This window comes from Plantactinospora mayteni, from assembly GCF_016862935.1.
GTDB lineage: Bacteria > Actinomycetota > Actinomycetes > Mycobacteriales > Micromonosporaceae > Plantactinospora > Plantactinospora mayteni.
In genome coordinates, this window is the sequence record NZ_BONX01000010.1 from 157,250 (window position 1) to 172,766 (window position 15,517).

The following is a 15,517-nucleotide window of genomic DNA, read 5'->3' on the forward strand; positions in this document are numbered from 1 at the left end:
GCCCGCATAGGGTCGTTTCCGGACATCCGGAGGATCCACGGCTCACCTCGTGACCCACCACCGGCCCGGACCGTCGTTAGTCGCTCGTCCCGACGACGGTGAGTGCGGCCCGGCGCGATCCGGTCCGCCCCACGCCCGGTGGTGCCGCGACAGCCGGGCCGCCCGACGGCGGGACCACTCCGGCGGACGACACCCTGCCCGTCCGGCTCGACCCGTCGCCGGGCAGCCAGACCCGGATCTCCTTGGGGCGGGCCGCCGCGCCACGGCCCCGGGCGGAGATCGTCACCTCCCGGCGGCGCAACCTGCCCCGGCCCTGCCCCAGCCCCTCCCAGGCACCCCGGATCACCTGGAGCGTCACGTCGGCACCGGCCCAGCGGCCGTACGGGACGAGCACGCTGCCGCGCTGCCGGGCCCGGGCGGCCAGTCGGCCGACCACCGAGGCGGAGACCGTGCCGGGCACCGCCGCGACCACGACGTCGACCCCGTCGATCAGCGCGGCGACCACGGTCGCCCACTCCGGGCCGGGGTGGGGGACGAGGGCGAGCCTGCCCAGCTCGATGCCGAGGTCGGCGGCGGCTGCCGCACCGAGGGTCGGCACTCCGACCACGGCACACCACGAGCCGGCCCGGGACGCCTCGGCGAGCAGCGCCAGCATCAGCGAGGTGCTGCCGCTCCGGGCCGGATGCCCGAGACCGACCGCGACGGTGCTGCCCCGCCGCAGTCCCCGGTTGGGCAGCAGCCCGGCCAGCTCTGGGAGTACCGGCAGCAGTTGGTGTGCGCCGGTCGGGTCGGAGCCGCTCGCCGGGCGTACCAGCTCCGCCAGGGCGGTGGAACCGACGACCATCCGCCCCGCCATCTCGACCCCTGCTCCCCGCGTGTTTCCCTTGCCGCCTGCGACCTGTCCATCGTGCGCGACCTCGGCCGGACCGGCCCTCCGACCTCCGGGAGCCGGGCGCCCTGAGCTGCTGTTACGTCGTCTGCCCTGTCGATCCGTGCGACAGCGGTCAGGCGGCGATCCCGTCGAGGACGGGCTGGTGCGCCACCCCGAGCGCCACCTCGATCACCGCGACGAACTGTTCGGCCGCGCGGAGCAGGTCGTCGGCCTCCCGGGCGCTCACCACCCGGGGGATGCCCGCCTCGGCGGCGGCCCGCTTGGTGGCGCCGGTGGCGAAGTAGGTGGCCCACTCCCCCAACTCCGGGGCGACGACCACCAGCAGCGCCCAGACACTGGTGACCCGGTTTCGGCGGGTGGGTGCGGGACGGGCCCGGGCGGCGAGCATCGCCGCGGCGGCCCGCAGCGCGGCCAGGTGTGCGGCGGCGTACCGCAGGCCGTCGGGGCGGGTCTCGGCGGCCTCCGCCAGCCCCATCCGGGCGATCGTCAGTAGTTGGGCCGGGGTGCGGTGCGGCAGCACGTGCGACGGCACCGTCGGCGCCTGAGCCTGGCTGGTCGGCATGGGACTGTCTCCTCCGCGTCAACCCATTCACCGCGTCGCCGTTGTCGGCCGGAACACCACACTGGTCAGGGCCAGCGCGGCGGCCGAGGGCGACGCACCACGTCGAACTGGCCGGCTGCGGAGGAAGACGCACCGGTCTGTGGCCGGCCGGATGTGGACGCTTCCCCACACCACACCCGGCCGGCCGAACCGGCGGGTTCGTCGTCCGCCGCCCGGGGGTCGTGGGCGGCGGACGACGATCCTGCCTGGTGGGTCCGGACTCGCGGATCCGGATCCCGTGCGGTCCGCGAAACCGCACTCGGGGGTTACGCCGCGAACGCCACCCCCGGCATCAGCCCGAGCATCCGGCCGGCGGGCCGACTCACATCGAGCCCCGCCCAATCGAACACTCGTTCTAACTACTGGAGAGAGTACACCCCGGCACCGACAAAAACGCAAGCGAACGCGATCCGTCGACGCGGTTGTCGAGTACGGGTCAGCACCAGGTCAGCGTGGAGTTGTTCCGGGTGACGTTCCGGATCACGTTGTTGGCGCCGCCGCAGGGGCTCTGCCGGATGTTGGTGTTGGTCACCGTCAGGTTCTGGAGGGTGATGCCCGACGAGATCGGAAACTCGGTACGCGCCGCGATCCGCACCTCGCCACCCCCGGTCACCGTCCCGGACTGCCCGGCGATGGTGACGTTGTAGCAGTTCTCGATCAGGATCGAGTTGTTGCCGGTGTTCGAGATGGTCACCCGGTCGATCACCGCGCCGCCGCTCTCCGAGACGCAGAAGATGCCGCGCCCACCGCCCCGGGCGATGACGTTGCCGACCCGGATGTTCGTCGGGTAGCTGCTGCCCACCCGGCCGTTGCGGTTGGCCATCCGGAACGCCGCGTACCCGGTGCCGGCGCCGGCGTTGTCCGCGTCGACCGTACCGATGGTGGCGTTGATGGTGTCGTTGAGCAGCAGTCCGGACTCGCCGACGCTGCGCGCGGTGACGGCGCCGACGGTCAGCCCGTCCACCCCGTACGTCTCGACGCCCTGACTGCTGGTGCCCTGCACGTACACGTTGTCGATCCGGATGTTGCGGACCTTGATCGCCCGGTCGCCGCCGTGGTTGTCGATCCGCACCCCGAGGCCGCTGGAGAGCCGCATGTCGATCTGGCCCAGCGTCAGGTTGTTCACGTTGCGCATGAAGATGCCGTAGAGCGGCGAACCGGTCAGGTTGAGGTGCTGCACCTCGACGTCGGTGGCGCCCCGGGCGTACACCGGGGCCTGGTCTCCGGAGCCGGAGCCGGTCACGTTGATCGTGCCGCAGACGTCCAGGATCGTGTAGCTCGGCAGCGACAGCCGGGAGTTGGCGCTCACCGAGCCCGAGCCCCGGACCACCACCCGCTGCTTCGAGGTACGCCCCGCCGACAGGCTGTTCACCGCGGCCTGCATCGCGGACCGCATGTCGCTGCCGGTGTAGACCGTGCTGCCGCCGTTGCGGGCGGTCCAGGTGCTGCCGCTGAGCACCGCCTCGGCGTTGTACGAGCCGCTGCCACAGTCGGCGCTGTCGCCACCGCCGGATCCGGCCCGGATCATCTGCCACTGCTGGTTGTAGCCGCCCAGGTCCTCGAACTGGGCGATGATCCCGCCGTCGGCGGTGGACCACTCCCAGACGTCCAGCGCCTTGCCGCTGTGCCGGCTGATCAGGCGTACGTGCCCGCCGTCGGAGTCGGCGACCCCGAAGTGCTGGCGGGTGCTGCCGTTGTCGGGATTCTGGATCAACTGGGTACCGTCGGAGGCGTTCGGCATCTCCAGGAACTTGCCGCTGTGCCGCGACCTGATCTTGTAGTAGCCACTGCCCGCGTCGACGAACTGCCACTGCTGCTGGTTGCCGTCGTTGCGGGCCCACTGCACGATCGGCGCGCCGTCGTTGGTGGCGAAGTTGTAGAGGTCGAGCGCCTTGCCGCTGTGCCGGGAGACGAGCATGTAGTAGGCGCCGGTGTCGATGGTGGCCGCCGCCGCGGGCGGCAGCCCGACCGCGGTACCGGCGCCGACCAGCGCGGTCGTAAGCGCCAGTACCAGGCCGGCTCGCCAGCCGCGTCGTCGTGACCGGCGGTCGGGTGGTCTCCGGTTGGTGGTGGTGAGCGTCATTGGTCCTCCTGAGCTGGGGAACGGTGCCGGGAAGGCCCGGTGCCGGGCGACGCTCCGGTGCCGGGCGGACATGATTCGCTCCGCGCGAACGAGTGCTCGCCAGGACAACCACCGGAGCCGGTACGCCGAGGCGACGCGCCGGCAGGACAGGCCGGATCGGAAAGGGCTTTCCCAATGTCGGCAACGTATCGAATCGTTTCAATCAAGTCAACGCCATCGATGAATAAGGCCCCGGGTCGGCCTCTGCCGCGGCTCGACCGGAGGGTGACCGGCGTGGTAATGACCAAAAGCTATTCGGCTCCTGACCGGTAGCCGGCTACCCTCTCCCGGTGACGACTCGCAGACCCGCCCTCGGCGTAGTGATGGTGCTCTCGGCGGGCGTGCTGTTCGCCGTCAACGGCACCGTCTCCAAGCTCGTGCTCCGGGCCGGCATCGAGGCGGCGCAGCTCACCCTGATCCGGGCCGCCGGCGCGTTCGCCGGGCTGCTCGCGCTGAGCCTGCTGCTCCGGCCCGGCGCCCGCCGACTCCGGATCACCCCCGGTCAACTGCCACTGCTGGTCGTCTACGGCCTGGCCGGGTTCTTCCTGACCCCGATGCTCTACTTCGTCGCCATCTCCCGGATGCCGGTCGGCATCGCGCTGCTGTTCGAGTACACCGCTCCGGTGCTGGTCGCGCTCTGGGCCCGGTTCGGGCAACACCAGCGGGTACGCCCACGGCTCTGGGTCGGGCTGGCCTTCAGCCTCGCCGGCCTGGCCTGCGTGGCCGAGGTCTGGGGAGAACTCAAACTGGACGGGCTAGGGGTACTCGCCGGCCTCGGTGCCGCCGTACTGCTGGCCGGCTACTACCTGCTCGGCGCCCGGGGCGTACGGGAGCACGACACGCTCTCCCTGACCACCTGGGCGTTCGGCGCCTCGGCCGTGGCCGGGCTGCTCACCCGGGCGGTCACCGACGGCACCGGCGGCTGGGCGCCGCTGGGCGACACCAGCGGTGGCGTGCCGGTCGCGCTGCTCTGCGGGTACGTCGTCCTGCTCGGCTCGATCCTGCCCTTCCTGCTGGTGGCCGGCGCGTTGCGGCACCTGCCGGCGACCAGCGTCGGCATCCTCGGCATGGTCGAACCGGTGATCGCCGCCACCGTCGCCTGGATCGCGCTCGGTGCCGGCGAGGCGCTCAACGCCGCCCAGCTCAGCGGCGGCCTGCTGGTACTGGCGGGCGTCGCCCTCGCCGAGACGGCCCGGATCACCGAGCCACCGGGAGCCGACACCCCGCCCCTCCCCGCGCCCGACGTGCTCGCGGCGCCCCGCTGACGGTCGTGGCACCCCGCCGACCTCCCGGCGGGACCGGTCGGTAGCCACCCGCTCGGGAACCGGCGGGGCCTTCGCGGTGGGCGCTCGGCCACTGACGCGGATCCGGCCCTGGCCACTGAGCTGTCCCGGCGGTTCCGGAGCGGGGCTTGACAGCTCTCCGTCCGGACAGGATGCTGTCTGTCCTATAGTCCTACTGTCGTAGGACAATAAGAAGGGATCGTTCCGGGTGATCGAGTTCGTACTGGACGGCCGGTCGAAGGTGAACACCTACGTGCAACTGGTGCAGCAGGTCAAGCAGGCCCTTCGGGTGGGCCTGCTGAGCCCCGGCGACCAGTTGCCGAAGGTCCGTGACGTCGCGCAGGCGCTGGCGATCAACCCGAACACGGTGTTGAAGGCGTACCGCGAGCTGGTGATCGAAGGGCTGGCGGAGGGCCGTCCCGGGGTCGGCACCTTCGTCACCCGCACGCTCGCCGGGGCGTCCCTGCCCAACCAGGCCGAACTCCGGGCCGACCTGGTGGCCTGGCTGCACCGGGCCCAGGCCGCCGGTCTGACCACCGAGGACGTGACCGCGCTGGTGGAGACGACCATCCGGGCCACCCTCCCGGTCGATCCGGCAGCACACCTACCCGCCTGACGCGACGAGAGGACACCGCAGATGGAGACAGCGCTGGAGACCGACCAGCTCGGCAAGCGATACGGCAACACCTGGGCGCTGCGAGACTGCTCGCTGCACCTGCCGGCCGGACGGATCGCCGCGCTGGTCGGCCCGAACGGTGCGGGCAAGAGCACCCTGCTGCACATGGCGGTCGGGCTGCTCCGGCCCGACGCCGGAACGGTACGCGTCTTCGGCGAGACGCCGTACGACAACACGGCGGCGCTGGCCGAGATCGGGTTCGTCGCCCAGGACACCCCGCTGTACCGGGACTTCACGGCCGGTGAACTGGTCACGATGGGCGGCAAACTGAACCGTCGCTGGGACGGCACGCTCGCCCGGACCCGGCTGGCCCAGCTCGGCATCCCACCGGACAAGCCGGTCGGCAAACTCTCCGGTGGCCAGCGCGCCCAGGTCGCGCTCGCGCTGGCCCTGGCGAAACGGCCCCGGCTGCTGCTGCTCGACGAGCCGGTCGCCAGCCTCGACCCGCTCGCCCGACGCGAGTTCCTCCAGGCCCTGATGGGCAGCGTCGCCGAGTCCGGCACCACCGTGCTGCTCTCCTCGCACCTGCTGGCCGACCTCGAACGGGTCTGCGACTACCTGATCGTGCTGCACGGCGCCCGGGTCAGGCTCGTCGGCCCGGTCGAGGACCTGGTTGCCGAGCACCGGCAACTGGTCGGTCCCCGGCACGGCGACGACCCGATCCCCGGTGTCGCGTCGGTGGTCCGGGCCAGCCACACCGATCGGCAGTCCACGCTGCTGGTCCGCACCGACGGGCCGATCGGCGATACCTCCTGGGCGGCCCACGAGGTGACCCTGGAGGACGTCATCCTCGGCTACCTCGCCGACGGGGACCGGCCGACCAGCAACGAGGCGTGGGGAGTACCGGCATGATCTGGCTCGTCTGGCGGCAGCACCGCAAGCAGGCCCTGTTCGCGCTGGCCGCGCTCGCCGCCCTCGCCGCACTGGTGGTGCCGACCGGCCTGACCATGCGGGGCGCCTTCGCCGACCTCGGCCTGCCGGACTGTGTCCGTACCCTCGGCAAGGCCGGCCCGGCCAACAACGAGACCTGCCTCACGGCGTTCCAGCAGTTCAACGACGAATACCAGGGCTTCCTGCTGGTCGGCATCCTGTTCCTGGTGCTGCCCCTGCTGGTCGGCCTCTTCTGGGGTGCCCCGCTGGTCGCCCGCGAGGTCGAGCACGGCACCCACCGGCTGGTCTGGACCCAGGGCGTCAGCCGGCGGCAGTGGGCACTGGCCAAGTTCGGCCTGGTCGGCGCCGCCACGCTGGTCATCGCGGTCGGCTACGGGCTCGGCATCGGCTGGTGGCTCGGGCCGCTGAACTCGGCCGGCCAGCGGAACCGGTTCGATCCGCTCTTCTTCGACATGCAGGGAGCGGTGCCGGTCGGCTACACGCTGTTCGCGGTCGCGCTGGGCATCCTCGTCGGCACCGTCTGGCCCCGGGTACTTCCGGCGATGGCCGGCACCCTGGTCGGCTTCCTCGGGCTGCGCGTCGTACTGGCCACCCTGGCCAGACCGCGCTACCTGCCCGCCGAGACGCTCACCTTCCCCATCCAGGGCACCGCCGTCGCGCCACGCGAGACGGCCAGCGACTGGGTGCTCGCCAGCGGGGTACGGAACGCCTCCGGCGAGCTGGTGGTGCGCGGCGGGTCGATCGAGTGCCCACCGAACGCCACCGGGCCGGGCGCCGCCGGCTGCGGCACGGGGCTGGGTGTCGAGCCCGGGGCGTACAACTGGCAGCTCTATCAGCCGGCCGACCGGTTCTGGCTGTTCCAGGGCATCGAGACGGGGATCTTCGTCGCGCTCGCCGTACTCCTGGTCTACCTCGCCGTCCGGCGGATCCGCCGGATCGCCTGACCGCTCCCGTCCGCCGTTGACCGTCGGAGCGTCCGGCCGGCGGTCAACGGCGTACCCGCCGGGACGCTCCGGGCGCTGTGGGTTGGAGCGGTCCCGTCATGCTCACGGTCAGCCCCTATGGGGCCGGTGGGGACCAGATGATCGATACGATCTGGAGGGCTGCCGTGGCAAGGCGCTCGTCGCCGTCGATGCGGGCGTGCTCGGCCGCCTGCTCGGGGGTGATGCCGCGGGTGCAGAGTCGCCAGGTGGTGTCGGCGTCCAGTGCGAGCGTCGCGGTGGGCCGCGAATGCGGTCGGCGTTGCAGCCTCCACCGGTCCGATCCCCGCACGCAGGTCCAGGTCCCGCCGCCCGGCCCGGTCACGACCACCTGAAGACTGCTGTCATCCGCGGCGTTCGTCTCCCGCAGCGTGTGGGGCAGTGCGCGCAGGAACGTGTCGACGACAGGGCCGAGATAGTGCTCGTCGGTGAGTCCGGGCCGGCTGAGGGCGTCACAGATCTGCTGCTGGTGGGTCCAGTACTCGGTGTATTCCCGGGCGACGTCCAGCCAGTAGGGAGCCGCTTCGGGGCCGGCCCAGCGTACTGACCCGCCGAGGGTGTCCAGGTCGATGGTCTGCCAGAACCGCACGATCTCGTCGCCGAAGGTCGAGAGCAGTTCGATGAGCATCGGTGGGCTGAGGCGGCGGGCGGCGGTGACCCATTCGTCGTTGATGCGGTCGAGGAAGTGGGGGAACGGCTCGCCGTCTCCTGGATGCAGCACATGGAAGCCGTCGCGGTGGATGGACAGGCGGCCGACGAAGTCGCCGAGCACGTGCGCGGCGACATCTTTGACGTTCCATCCCGGGCAGACCGTCGGCAGGGTCCACTCGACGGGGTCCAGTTCGCGCAGCAGGTCGAGGAACGCTGCCTGCTGCTCGGCGAGTACGGGCCGGACGTCGATCGCGGGTCCCAGCCAGGTGGTGTCGGTCATCGGTTCCTCTCGGTGTTCGTCGCCGTGCGGGGACGGGCCTCGGGGTGTCCCCCATACTCCTCGAGATGCGCGATCGTGTTCCACTCGTGGCGGCCAACGGGATGGTCGTCGATGCGGTCGGCCCGCTCCGACGGCCACCGCGCCGGGTTGCCGTCGATGGCCGGCAACGGGCGTACCTCGGTCGTCCGCCGGCCCCGCCCCGGTCAGGCAAGATGGAGCTCATGCAGCCACATCCGAACGTGCAGGCGGTGCAGGACGCGCTGGACAACGCGGGCGGACGCGACGGCTCGGGCGCGTCCAGCCGGGTCCGGATCCTGCCCGACGCGGTGCACACCGCCGCCGCGGCGGCGGCGGCCCTCGGAGTCGAGGTGGGCCAGATCGCCAACTCGCTGATCTTCGACGCGGGCGGCGAACCCCTGCTGGTGCTCACCTCGGGGGCGCACCGGGTGGACACCGCCCGGGTCGCCGCCGACCTCGGGTTGCCCGCGCTGCGCCGGGCCACCCCGGAGTTCGTCCGGGAGCACACCGGCCAGCCGATCGGCGGAGTCGCCCCGCTGGGGCACCCGAAGCCGGTCCGTACCCTGGTCGACACCGCGCTCGCCGACCACCCGGAGATCTGGGCGGCCGGCGGCGTGCCCCGGGCCGTCTTCCCGACCACCTTCGCCGAACTGCTGCGGATCACCGCCGGCAGCCCCGCCGAGGTGGCGTGAGCGGGCCCGACCGCGACACGACCGGGCGCGGCGGGGTCGGGCCGCCCGGCGCCCCGACCCCGGTACGGCTGGTCACCCTGCACGTCTGGCGGGTGCCGCCGCGCGCCCTGCCCCGGGCGTTGACCCGGATGGCCGTCGACCGGCGCCGGCTACGGGCGGTTCCCGGCGTACGCTTCGGCAAGCTGCTCGGCACCGGGACGGGCACCGGGTTCGGGCCCACCGACGCCGACCTGACCCGCTGGGCCGCGCTGGTCGTCTGGGCCGATCCGGAGCGGGCCGCTGGATTCGACGAGACCCCGGTGGGGCGCGCCTGGCGACGTGTCGCCCTGACCGGCGCCCGGCTCGACCTGCGCCCCCTGGCCAGCCGGGGCCGATGGTCCGGAGTCGAGCCGTTCGACGGCGTGCCCCGGTCCGGAGTCGAGCCGTTCGACGGCGTGCCCCGGTCCGGGCCGGATGGCGCATCGGCGGGCGCACTGGCGGGCGCGGCGGCGGACCGGCCGGTGTTGGCGCTGACCCGGGCCCGACTCCGGCCGCTGCGCGCCGGCACCTTCTGGCGGGCCGTCCCGCCCGTCGCCGCCGCGCTGCGGCACGCCCCCGGCCTGCTGGCCCGGTTCGGCATCGGCGAGGCGCCGCTCGGCTGGCAGGGCACGGTCAGCGTGTGGCGGAACGCGACGTACCTGCGTCAGTTCGCGTACCGTTCCCCCGAGCACCGCGTGGCCATCACCCGCACACCCAGTCAACGCTGGTACGCCGAGGAGCTGTTCGCGCGGTTCGAGGTACGGAATCTCGCCGGTGACCCGGCGGTGCTCGGCTGGGTCGGGTCCGGCGGTGCCCCGGAACCCGACACCGGCCAGGTAGTGAGGAGCGGACGACCATGAGGCTGGTGCCGTGGAAACCGGACGACCTCGCCCGGCGGCTCAACGACGTGGTGTCGGTCTACGGCGAGGCGATGGGATACCGGGCCGAGTTGCTGGAGGCCCGCCGCGGCTACATCGCGACCCACGTACGCCGGCCGGGGTTCCGCGCGGTCGCCACCCTCAGCTCCAACGGTCACCTGGTCGGCTTCGGCTACGGATATCTCTCCGCGCCCGGGCAGTGGTGGCACGACCAGGTCTACAACGCGCTCTCCGGCGACGCCCGCAAGACCTGGTTCGCGGACTGCTTCGAGGTGGTCGAGCTGCACGTCCGCCCCGCCGCCCAGGGGCATCAGCTCGGCGCCCGCCAACTCCGCGCCCTGCTCGGCATGGCCGAGGGCAGCAGCACGCTGCTCTCCACCCCAGAGGCGGACGAGCGGACCTCCCGGGCCTGGCGGCTCTACCGGCGGTTCGGCTTCGTGGACGTGCTGCGGGACTTCCGCTTCCCCGGCGACGAGCGGGCCTTCGCGGTACTCGGCCGGGACCTGCCACTGCCCCCACCGGAGCGATGACCGCCGCAGGGGTCAGCGCAGCGGGGGTCATCGCCGAAGAGGTCAGCGCCGCAGGGGCGACCGCCGGAGAGACGACGACCGCAAGGACGACGACCGCCGGACAGACGGCCGCCGCAGGGACGGCCGCCGCAGGGACGGCCAGCGCAGGTACGGCCACTGGAGGTACGGCCACTGGAGGTACGGCCGTCGCCGGGCGGCTGAGCTGGCTGCTGTTCGGCGTACTGGTGCTGGCGCAGATCGGCTATCCGCTGACCGGGGGCACCGAGCGGGCCCGGCTGACCGTCGCCACGGTCTGCCTCGGCTGGCTGCTGTCGGTGAGCCACGCCCTGCTCACCCGGGGTCTGCGGGTGGCCGTCGGGCTGGTACTGGTCACCACCGGCGGCGGGCTGGCGGTCGAGGCGCTCGGCGTCGCCACCGGCCTGCCGTTCGGCGGGTACGCCTACTCCGGCGAGCTGGGCCCGAAACTGGCCGGGGTACCGCTGGTGATCCCGCTGGCCTGGACCTGGATGGCCTGGCCGGCCTGGCTCGCCGCCGTCCGGCTGACCCGACCCGGGCCGGCACGGGTCGCCCTGGCCGCGCTGGGGCTGGCCGGCTGGGACCTGTTCCTCGACCCGCAGATGGTCGCCGAGGGCTACTGGAGCTGGCGGGACCCTGATCCGGCCCTGCCGGGGGTGCCGGACGTGCCGGTCAGCAACTACCTCGGCTGGCTGGTCTTCGCCGTACTCCTGATGACCCTGCTCGGGCCGGTCGCCGGCCGGGCCGCCGCCCTCGCCGCCGACCGGGACGCCCCGATCTACGCCCTCTACCTCTGGACCTACGCCGGCAGCGTCCTCGCGCACGCGGTCTTCCTCGGCCTGCCCGCGTCGGCCGGTTGGGGCGGGCTGGCGATGGCGGTCGTCGCCGGCCCGCTCGCGCTGCGGCTGGCCCGGCACCGACCGCGGCCCCGCACCCGTGCCGCCACACCGGCATGACCAGCATCCCGCCCGGCCGGACACCGACCGCCGACGTCGGACCGCCGAGGTGACCGGCACGCCGCTGAGCCGGGCGCTGGCCGCCGCCGTCGAAGCGCTGACGTGAACGGCACGCTGCTGAGCTGGGCACTGACCGCCGTGGTCGGACTGCTGACCGGGCACGCCTGGCTCAACGCCACCCGCTGGCTGCGGCGGCCCCCGCCCGGCGCCGCCAGCACCGACGAGCCGGTCGCGGTGCTGCTTCCGCTCCGCGACGAGGCGACCCGGGTCGGGCCGTGCCTGCGGGCGCTGCTCGCCCAGCGGGGCGTACCCGAGTTGGAGATCGTGGTGCTCGACGACGGTTCGACCGACGGCACCGCCGAGCTGGTCCGGGCGGTCGCGGCCGGAGATCCCCGGGTACGGCTGCTCGGCGGTGCGCCGCTGCCACCCGGCTGGCTCGGCAAGCCGTACGCCTGCCAGCAGCTCGCCGACCGGGCCGGGCCGCAGGCGCGGGTACTGGTCTTCGTGGACGCCGACGTGACGCTCGGCCCGTACGCGGTCGCCGCGGCCGTGCGGACGCTCCGGTCGGCCTCGGCGGTGCTGCTCTCCCCGTACCCCCGGATCGTCGCCGGCTCCCCCGCCGAGCGACTGGTCCAGCCGCTGTTGCAGTGGCTCTGGCTGACCTTCCTGCCGCTGGCGGCGCTGGAACGCTCGCCCCGGCCGAGCCTGGCCGCCGCCGGCGGCCAGTTCCTGGTGCTGGACCGGGCCGGCTACCGGCGGGTCGGCGGGCACGCGGCGGTCCGGGACCGGATCCTGGAGGACGTCGAACTGGCCCGGGCGGTGAAGCGGTCCGGCGGGCGGATCGCGCTCGCCGACGGCTCCCGGCTGGCCGAATGCCGGATGTACGCCTCCTGGCCGGAGCTGCGGGACGGCTACACCAAGTCGCTCTGGGCCGCGTTCGGCCCGCCGGCCGGCGCCACCGCCGTCGTGCTCCTGCTGCTCCTGCTGTACGCCCTGCCGCCGCTGCTCGCCGTCGGCGCGGCACTGGCCGGCGCGCCGACGGTTGCCGGGGTGGCGCTGCTCGGCTATCTGCTCGGGGTGCTCGGACGCCTGGTCAGCGCCGGGGCGACCGGCGGCCGGGGCTGGCCGGACGCATTGACACATCCGTTGTCGGTCGCGGTCCTCGGTTGGCTCACCATCCGGTCGTACCATCTGCGAAGGCGGGGGCGGCTCACCTGGCGGGGCCGACCGGTGCGCTGATCCGTGGAGGGGACGGTCGGGCGCCGAGCCGGCGACGGGTACGCACCCGCGCGCCGCTCCGGCCACCGGTACGGCGACGGCGGTCGACCGTGCCGGGTCGACCACAACAAGGGGGCGTGGACGTGAGTCGGGTGGTCGTGATCGGTGCGGGCGTGGGCGGTTTGGCCGCCGCGGCCCGATTAGCGGCGCTCGGCCACGAGGTCGCCGTCTACGAGCGGTCCGATGTGGTCGGTGGCAAACTCGGCCGGTACGTCCGGGAGACGCCGGTCGGGACGTTCCGGTTCGACACCGGTCCGAGCCTGCTCACCCTGCCGCAGGTCTTCGCCGACCTGTTCGAGGCGACCGGCGCCAAACTGGACGAGTACGTCGACCTGGTGCCGCTGGACCCGATCGTCCGGCACGTCTTCGCACCGTCGACCACCTCCTCGACCACGGTGCTCGACTCGTGTGCCGATCCCGAGGTCTTCGCGGCCCGGATCGCCGAGCGGTTCGGCACGGAGGCCGCCGACGACTGGCGACGGCTGTGGCGCCGCGCCGAGCGGGTCTGGACGGCCGCCTGGCGGGACGTGCTACGCCGACCCGTCGACTCACCTCGGGACCTGGCGAAGCTCTCCTGGCGACTCGGGGACCTGGCCGCGATCGCCCCCGGCCGGACGCTCCGCGACCTGGGTCGGCGCCACCTGCGCGAACCCCGGCTCCGGATGCTGCTGGACCGGTACGCCAGCTATGCGGGCGCCGATCCACGCCGGGCGCCGGCCGCGCTCGCCGCCATCCCGTACGCCGAGCTGACCTTCGGCGGGTGGTATCCGCGCGGCGGGCTCGGCACCCTCGCCGACGCGCTGCTCTCCCGCTGCCTCGACCTGGGTGTGGTGGTGGCCACCGGCAGCACCGTCACCGGCATCGAGGCGGCCGGTGGCCGGGTACACGGGATACGGCTGGCCGGTGCCGTCGCCCCGGTACCGGCGGACGTGGTGGTGGCGAACACCGACGCGCTGACCCTCTACCGGGACCTGCTGCCGACCCCGGACCGGCTCGCCGGGCTGACCGAGCGCAGCCTGGCCGGCTTCGTCCTGCTGCTCGGGGTACGCGGCGACTCCGGGCTGGCCCACCACAACGTCTTCTTCCCCGACGACTACGACGCAGAGTTCGACGCGGTCTTCGGCGATCCCGGCCGGGGCGTACCGGCCCGTCCGGTGGCCGACCCGGCGGTGTTCGTCAGCGTGCCCGACGATCCGCTGGTCCGGCCGACCGGGCACGAGGCATGGTTCGTACTGGTCAACGCGCCCCGGCAGGGGCGGACGCTGGGCGGGGTCGACTGGCGCCGGCCGGGGCTGGCGGACGCCTACGCCGACCGGGTTCTCGACGTGCTCGCCACCCGTGGTGTGGACGTACGCGACCGGCTGGTCTTCCGCGAGCTGCGTACCCCGAACGACCTGGCCGGTACGGCCGGCGCCCCGGGCGGGGCGATCCACGGCAGCGTCGGCGGGCTGCTGCGACCCGCCAACCGGGGCCCGGCCCGGGGCCTGTTCCTGGTCGGTGGCTCCACCCATCCGGGTGGCGGCCTGCCAATGGTGGCGCTCTCCGCGCAGATCGTCGCGGGCGAGATCGGCCCGGCCTGACCGTCACCCCGGGCGGTTCGCACCCGTCACCCAGTTCGGTCTGCCGGGATGATGACCCCGAACGCGAGGGTGTTGCACCTGTGCACGACTTTCCGGGGGTCATCGAACTCGCGACGGCCCGCACCCAGCGAACGGTGATGGCTGACCTGGTCCGGTGTGCTCATGCCGGGCGCGTCACCGATATCGAGGACGTGTTCGTGCGATTCGCCTGGCTCGCGTCTCCGATGGCTCGGCGTTGTGCCGGGCTGAGGCGGTCGGGTCTGGCGGTGATGGTGTAGGTCTCGGGCTCGATGGCCCGCAGGATGAGCGGATCGGCGATGGCGGGGTGAAGCTTGATCGCGGCCAGAGCGGCGGTAAGGCGGTCCCGGGGCCAGCCGAGCGCGGTGGCCAGCGTGGCCAAGGTGAGCGGTCGACTGGCATGGACGAGTGCGGCGAGCACGGTCAGCGCGTCGTACCCGACGGGCTCGGCGAGGGTACTGCCGCTCATCTGTTCGCTGAGCCGGGCGAAGAACTGGCCCATCCTGCGCAGCCGGGCTCCGGCGGTCGTGTCGGTACCGAAGATCTTGACGCCCCGCTGCGCGGCCACCGCGATCTCGCCATGTGCGCCGCTGTCGGCCTGCCACGCCCGGAGCCAGACCTCGTCCTCGATGGCGTACCGCTCGCGGCGCCCACCGCCGTCCGGTCGGCGCACCACCAGTTCCATGGTTTCCAGGTGGCCGACGGACTTGGATACCGACGCCGGACTGACCTGCAACCGGCGCACCAGCTCGGCTGCCGTCAGGCCGCTGGCGTCGGCGGTGAGCAGGCAGACGAATATCCGGGCAGTCATCCTGGGCAGTCCGGTCGCGGCCAGCAGGGTCGCGAACTGGTCCACAAAACCACGCATCACCTCGGTCGACTCTCCGTCGGTCGTCGCCTCGGACGGTCGGGGCTTGCGCCGGCGAGCACGGTGGCCAGCGGCCTGCTGGGCGTGCTCGGCCAGGTAGGCGCCGGGCGCGCCGTTTCGGGCGACCTCGCGGCTGATGGTGGACGTCGGTCGGCCCAGTCGGCGGCCGATCTCGGCGTACCCGAGCCCGTCGGCCAGCCATGCCGCGATCCGCCCGCGGTCCTCGTGAGTCAGCCTGCCCCCTGGCACCGGCCCCTCCTCCCCTTGCGTTCATCCACAATACAATGCAA

Annotated in this window: 15 protein-coding genes; 10 read left to right on the forward strand and 5 right to left on the reverse strand. The window is 73.1% G+C overall.

What is annotated here, in order from left to right; translation table 11 throughout:
* Positions 1-76: 76 nt before the first annotated feature.
* From imuA' to Pma05_RS10160, 3 genes are all read right to left on the reverse strand, one after another.
* Positions 77-856: a DnaE2-dependent mutagenesis accessory factor ImuA' gene (gene imuA' / locus Pma05_RS10150; RefSeq protein WP_239312110.1), complete on the reverse strand. Its 780-nt coding sequence runs from the start codon at positions 854-856 to the stop codon at positions 77-79.
* Between the two features lie 148 nt (positions 857-1,004).
* Positions 1,005-1,454: an SAV_6107 family HEPN domain-containing protein gene (locus Pma05_RS10155; RefSeq protein ID WP_203857075.1), complete on the reverse strand. Its 450-nt coding sequence runs from the start codon at positions 1,452-1,454 to the stop codon at positions 1,005-1,007.
* Positions 1,455-1,929: 475 nt separating this feature from the next.
* Positions 1,930-3,576, reverse strand: a complete 1,647-nt coding sequence (locus tag Pma05_RS10160; protein ID WP_203857076.1) for an RICIN domain-containing protein — start codon at positions 3,574-3,576, stop codon at positions 1,930-1,932.
* A 329-nt stretch (positions 3,577-3,905) separates the two neighbouring features.
* Here Pma05_RS10160 and Pma05_RS10165 point away from each other — a divergent pair, with 329 nt between their 5' ends.
* The 4 genes from Pma05_RS10165 to Pma05_RS10180 all read left to right on the forward strand — a co-directional run bounded on the left by Pma05_RS10165 (position 3,906) and on the right by Pma05_RS10180 (position 7,409).
* Complete coding sequence (locus Pma05_RS10165) at positions 3,906-4,880, forward strand: EamA family transporter (protein WP_203857077.1); 975 nt, start codon at positions 3,906-3,908, stop codon at positions 4,878-4,880.
* Positions 4,881-5,106: 226 nt separating this feature from the next.
* Complete coding sequence (locus Pma05_RS10170) at positions 5,107-5,514, forward strand: GntR family transcriptional regulator (protein ID WP_203857078.1); 408 nt, start codon at positions 5,107-5,109, stop codon at positions 5,512-5,514.
* A 21-nt stretch (positions 5,515-5,535) separates the two neighbouring features.
* Positions 5,536-6,426, forward strand: a complete 891-nt coding sequence (locus Pma05_RS10175) for an ABC transporter ATP-binding protein (RefSeq protein ID WP_203857079.1) — start codon at positions 5,536-5,538, stop codon at positions 6,424-6,426.
* On the forward strand, positions 6,423-7,409 hold the full coding sequence (locus Pma05_RS10180; RefSeq protein WP_203857080.1) for an ABC-2 membrane transporter-related protein: 987 nt from the start codon (positions 6,423-6,425) through the stop codon (positions 7,407-7,409). Before Pma05_RS10175 ends, Pma05_RS10180 begins: the two co-directional genes overlap by 4 nt.
* Positions 7,410-7,524: 115 nt before the next feature.
* Here Pma05_RS10180 and Pma05_RS10185 read toward each other — a convergent pair whose 3' ends face one another.
* On the reverse strand, positions 7,525-8,376 hold the full coding sequence (locus tag Pma05_RS10185) for a maleylpyruvate isomerase family mycothiol-dependent enzyme (RefSeq protein ID WP_203857081.1): 852 nt from the start codon (positions 8,374-8,376) through the stop codon (positions 7,525-7,527).
* 221 nt (positions 8,377-8,597) lie between these two features.
* On the opposite strand from Pma05_RS10185, the gene Pma05_RS10190 reads away from it, so the two are divergent.
* The 6 genes from Pma05_RS10190 (at position 8,598) to Pma05_RS10215 (ending at position 14,341) form a co-directional block, all read left to right on the forward strand.
* Positions 8,598-9,086, forward strand: coding sequence for a YbaK/EbsC family protein (locus tag Pma05_RS10190; protein ID WP_203857082.1), 489 nt, complete (start codon positions 8,598-8,600; stop codon positions 9,084-9,086).
* Entirely contained in the window at positions 9,083-9,964 is an 882-nt protein-coding gene (locus Pma05_RS10195) for a monooxygenase (RefSeq protein WP_372441446.1), read from the forward strand. The genes Pma05_RS10190 and Pma05_RS10195 overlap by 4 nt, the downstream gene beginning before the upstream one ends.
* The gene (locus tag Pma05_RS10200) at positions 9,961-10,512 is read left to right on the forward strand and encodes a GNAT family N-acetyltransferase (RefSeq protein ID WP_203857083.1); all 552 of its coding nucleotides are present in this window, start codon (positions 9,961-9,963) and stop codon (positions 10,510-10,512) included. Before Pma05_RS10195 ends, Pma05_RS10200 begins: the two co-directional genes overlap by 4 nt.
* The gene (locus Pma05_RS10205; RefSeq protein WP_203857084.1) at positions 10,509-11,483 is read left to right on the forward strand and encodes a carotenoid biosynthesis protein; all 975 of its coding nucleotides are present in this window, start codon (positions 10,509-10,511) and stop codon (positions 11,481-11,483) included. Before Pma05_RS10200 ends, Pma05_RS10205 begins: the two co-directional genes overlap by 4 nt.
* 114 nt (positions 11,484-11,597) lie before the next feature.
* Positions 11,598-12,722 (forward strand): glycosyltransferase family 2 protein, encoded by a 1,125-nt coding sequence (locus tag Pma05_RS10210; RefSeq protein ID WP_203857124.1) that lies wholly within the window; start codon positions 11,598-11,600, stop codon positions 12,720-12,722.
* 122 nt (positions 12,723-12,844) lie between these two features.
* Positions 12,845-14,341 carry a phytoene desaturase family protein gene (locus tag Pma05_RS10215; RefSeq protein ID WP_203857085.1) on the forward strand — a complete coding sequence of 499 codons (1,497 nt, stop codon included), beginning with the start codon at positions 12,845-12,847 and terminating at the stop codon, positions 14,339-14,341.
* A gap of 160 nt (positions 14,342-14,501) precedes the next feature.
* Here the strand turns inward: Pma05_RS10215 and Pma05_RS10220 are convergent, their stop codons facing one another.
* Positions 14,502-15,476 carry a MarR family transcriptional regulator gene (locus Pma05_RS10220; RefSeq protein WP_203857086.1) on the reverse strand — a complete coding sequence of 325 codons (975 nt, stop codon included), beginning with the start codon at positions 15,474-15,476 and terminating at the stop codon, positions 14,502-14,504.
* Between the last annotated feature and the right edge of the window lie 41 nt (positions 15,477-15,517).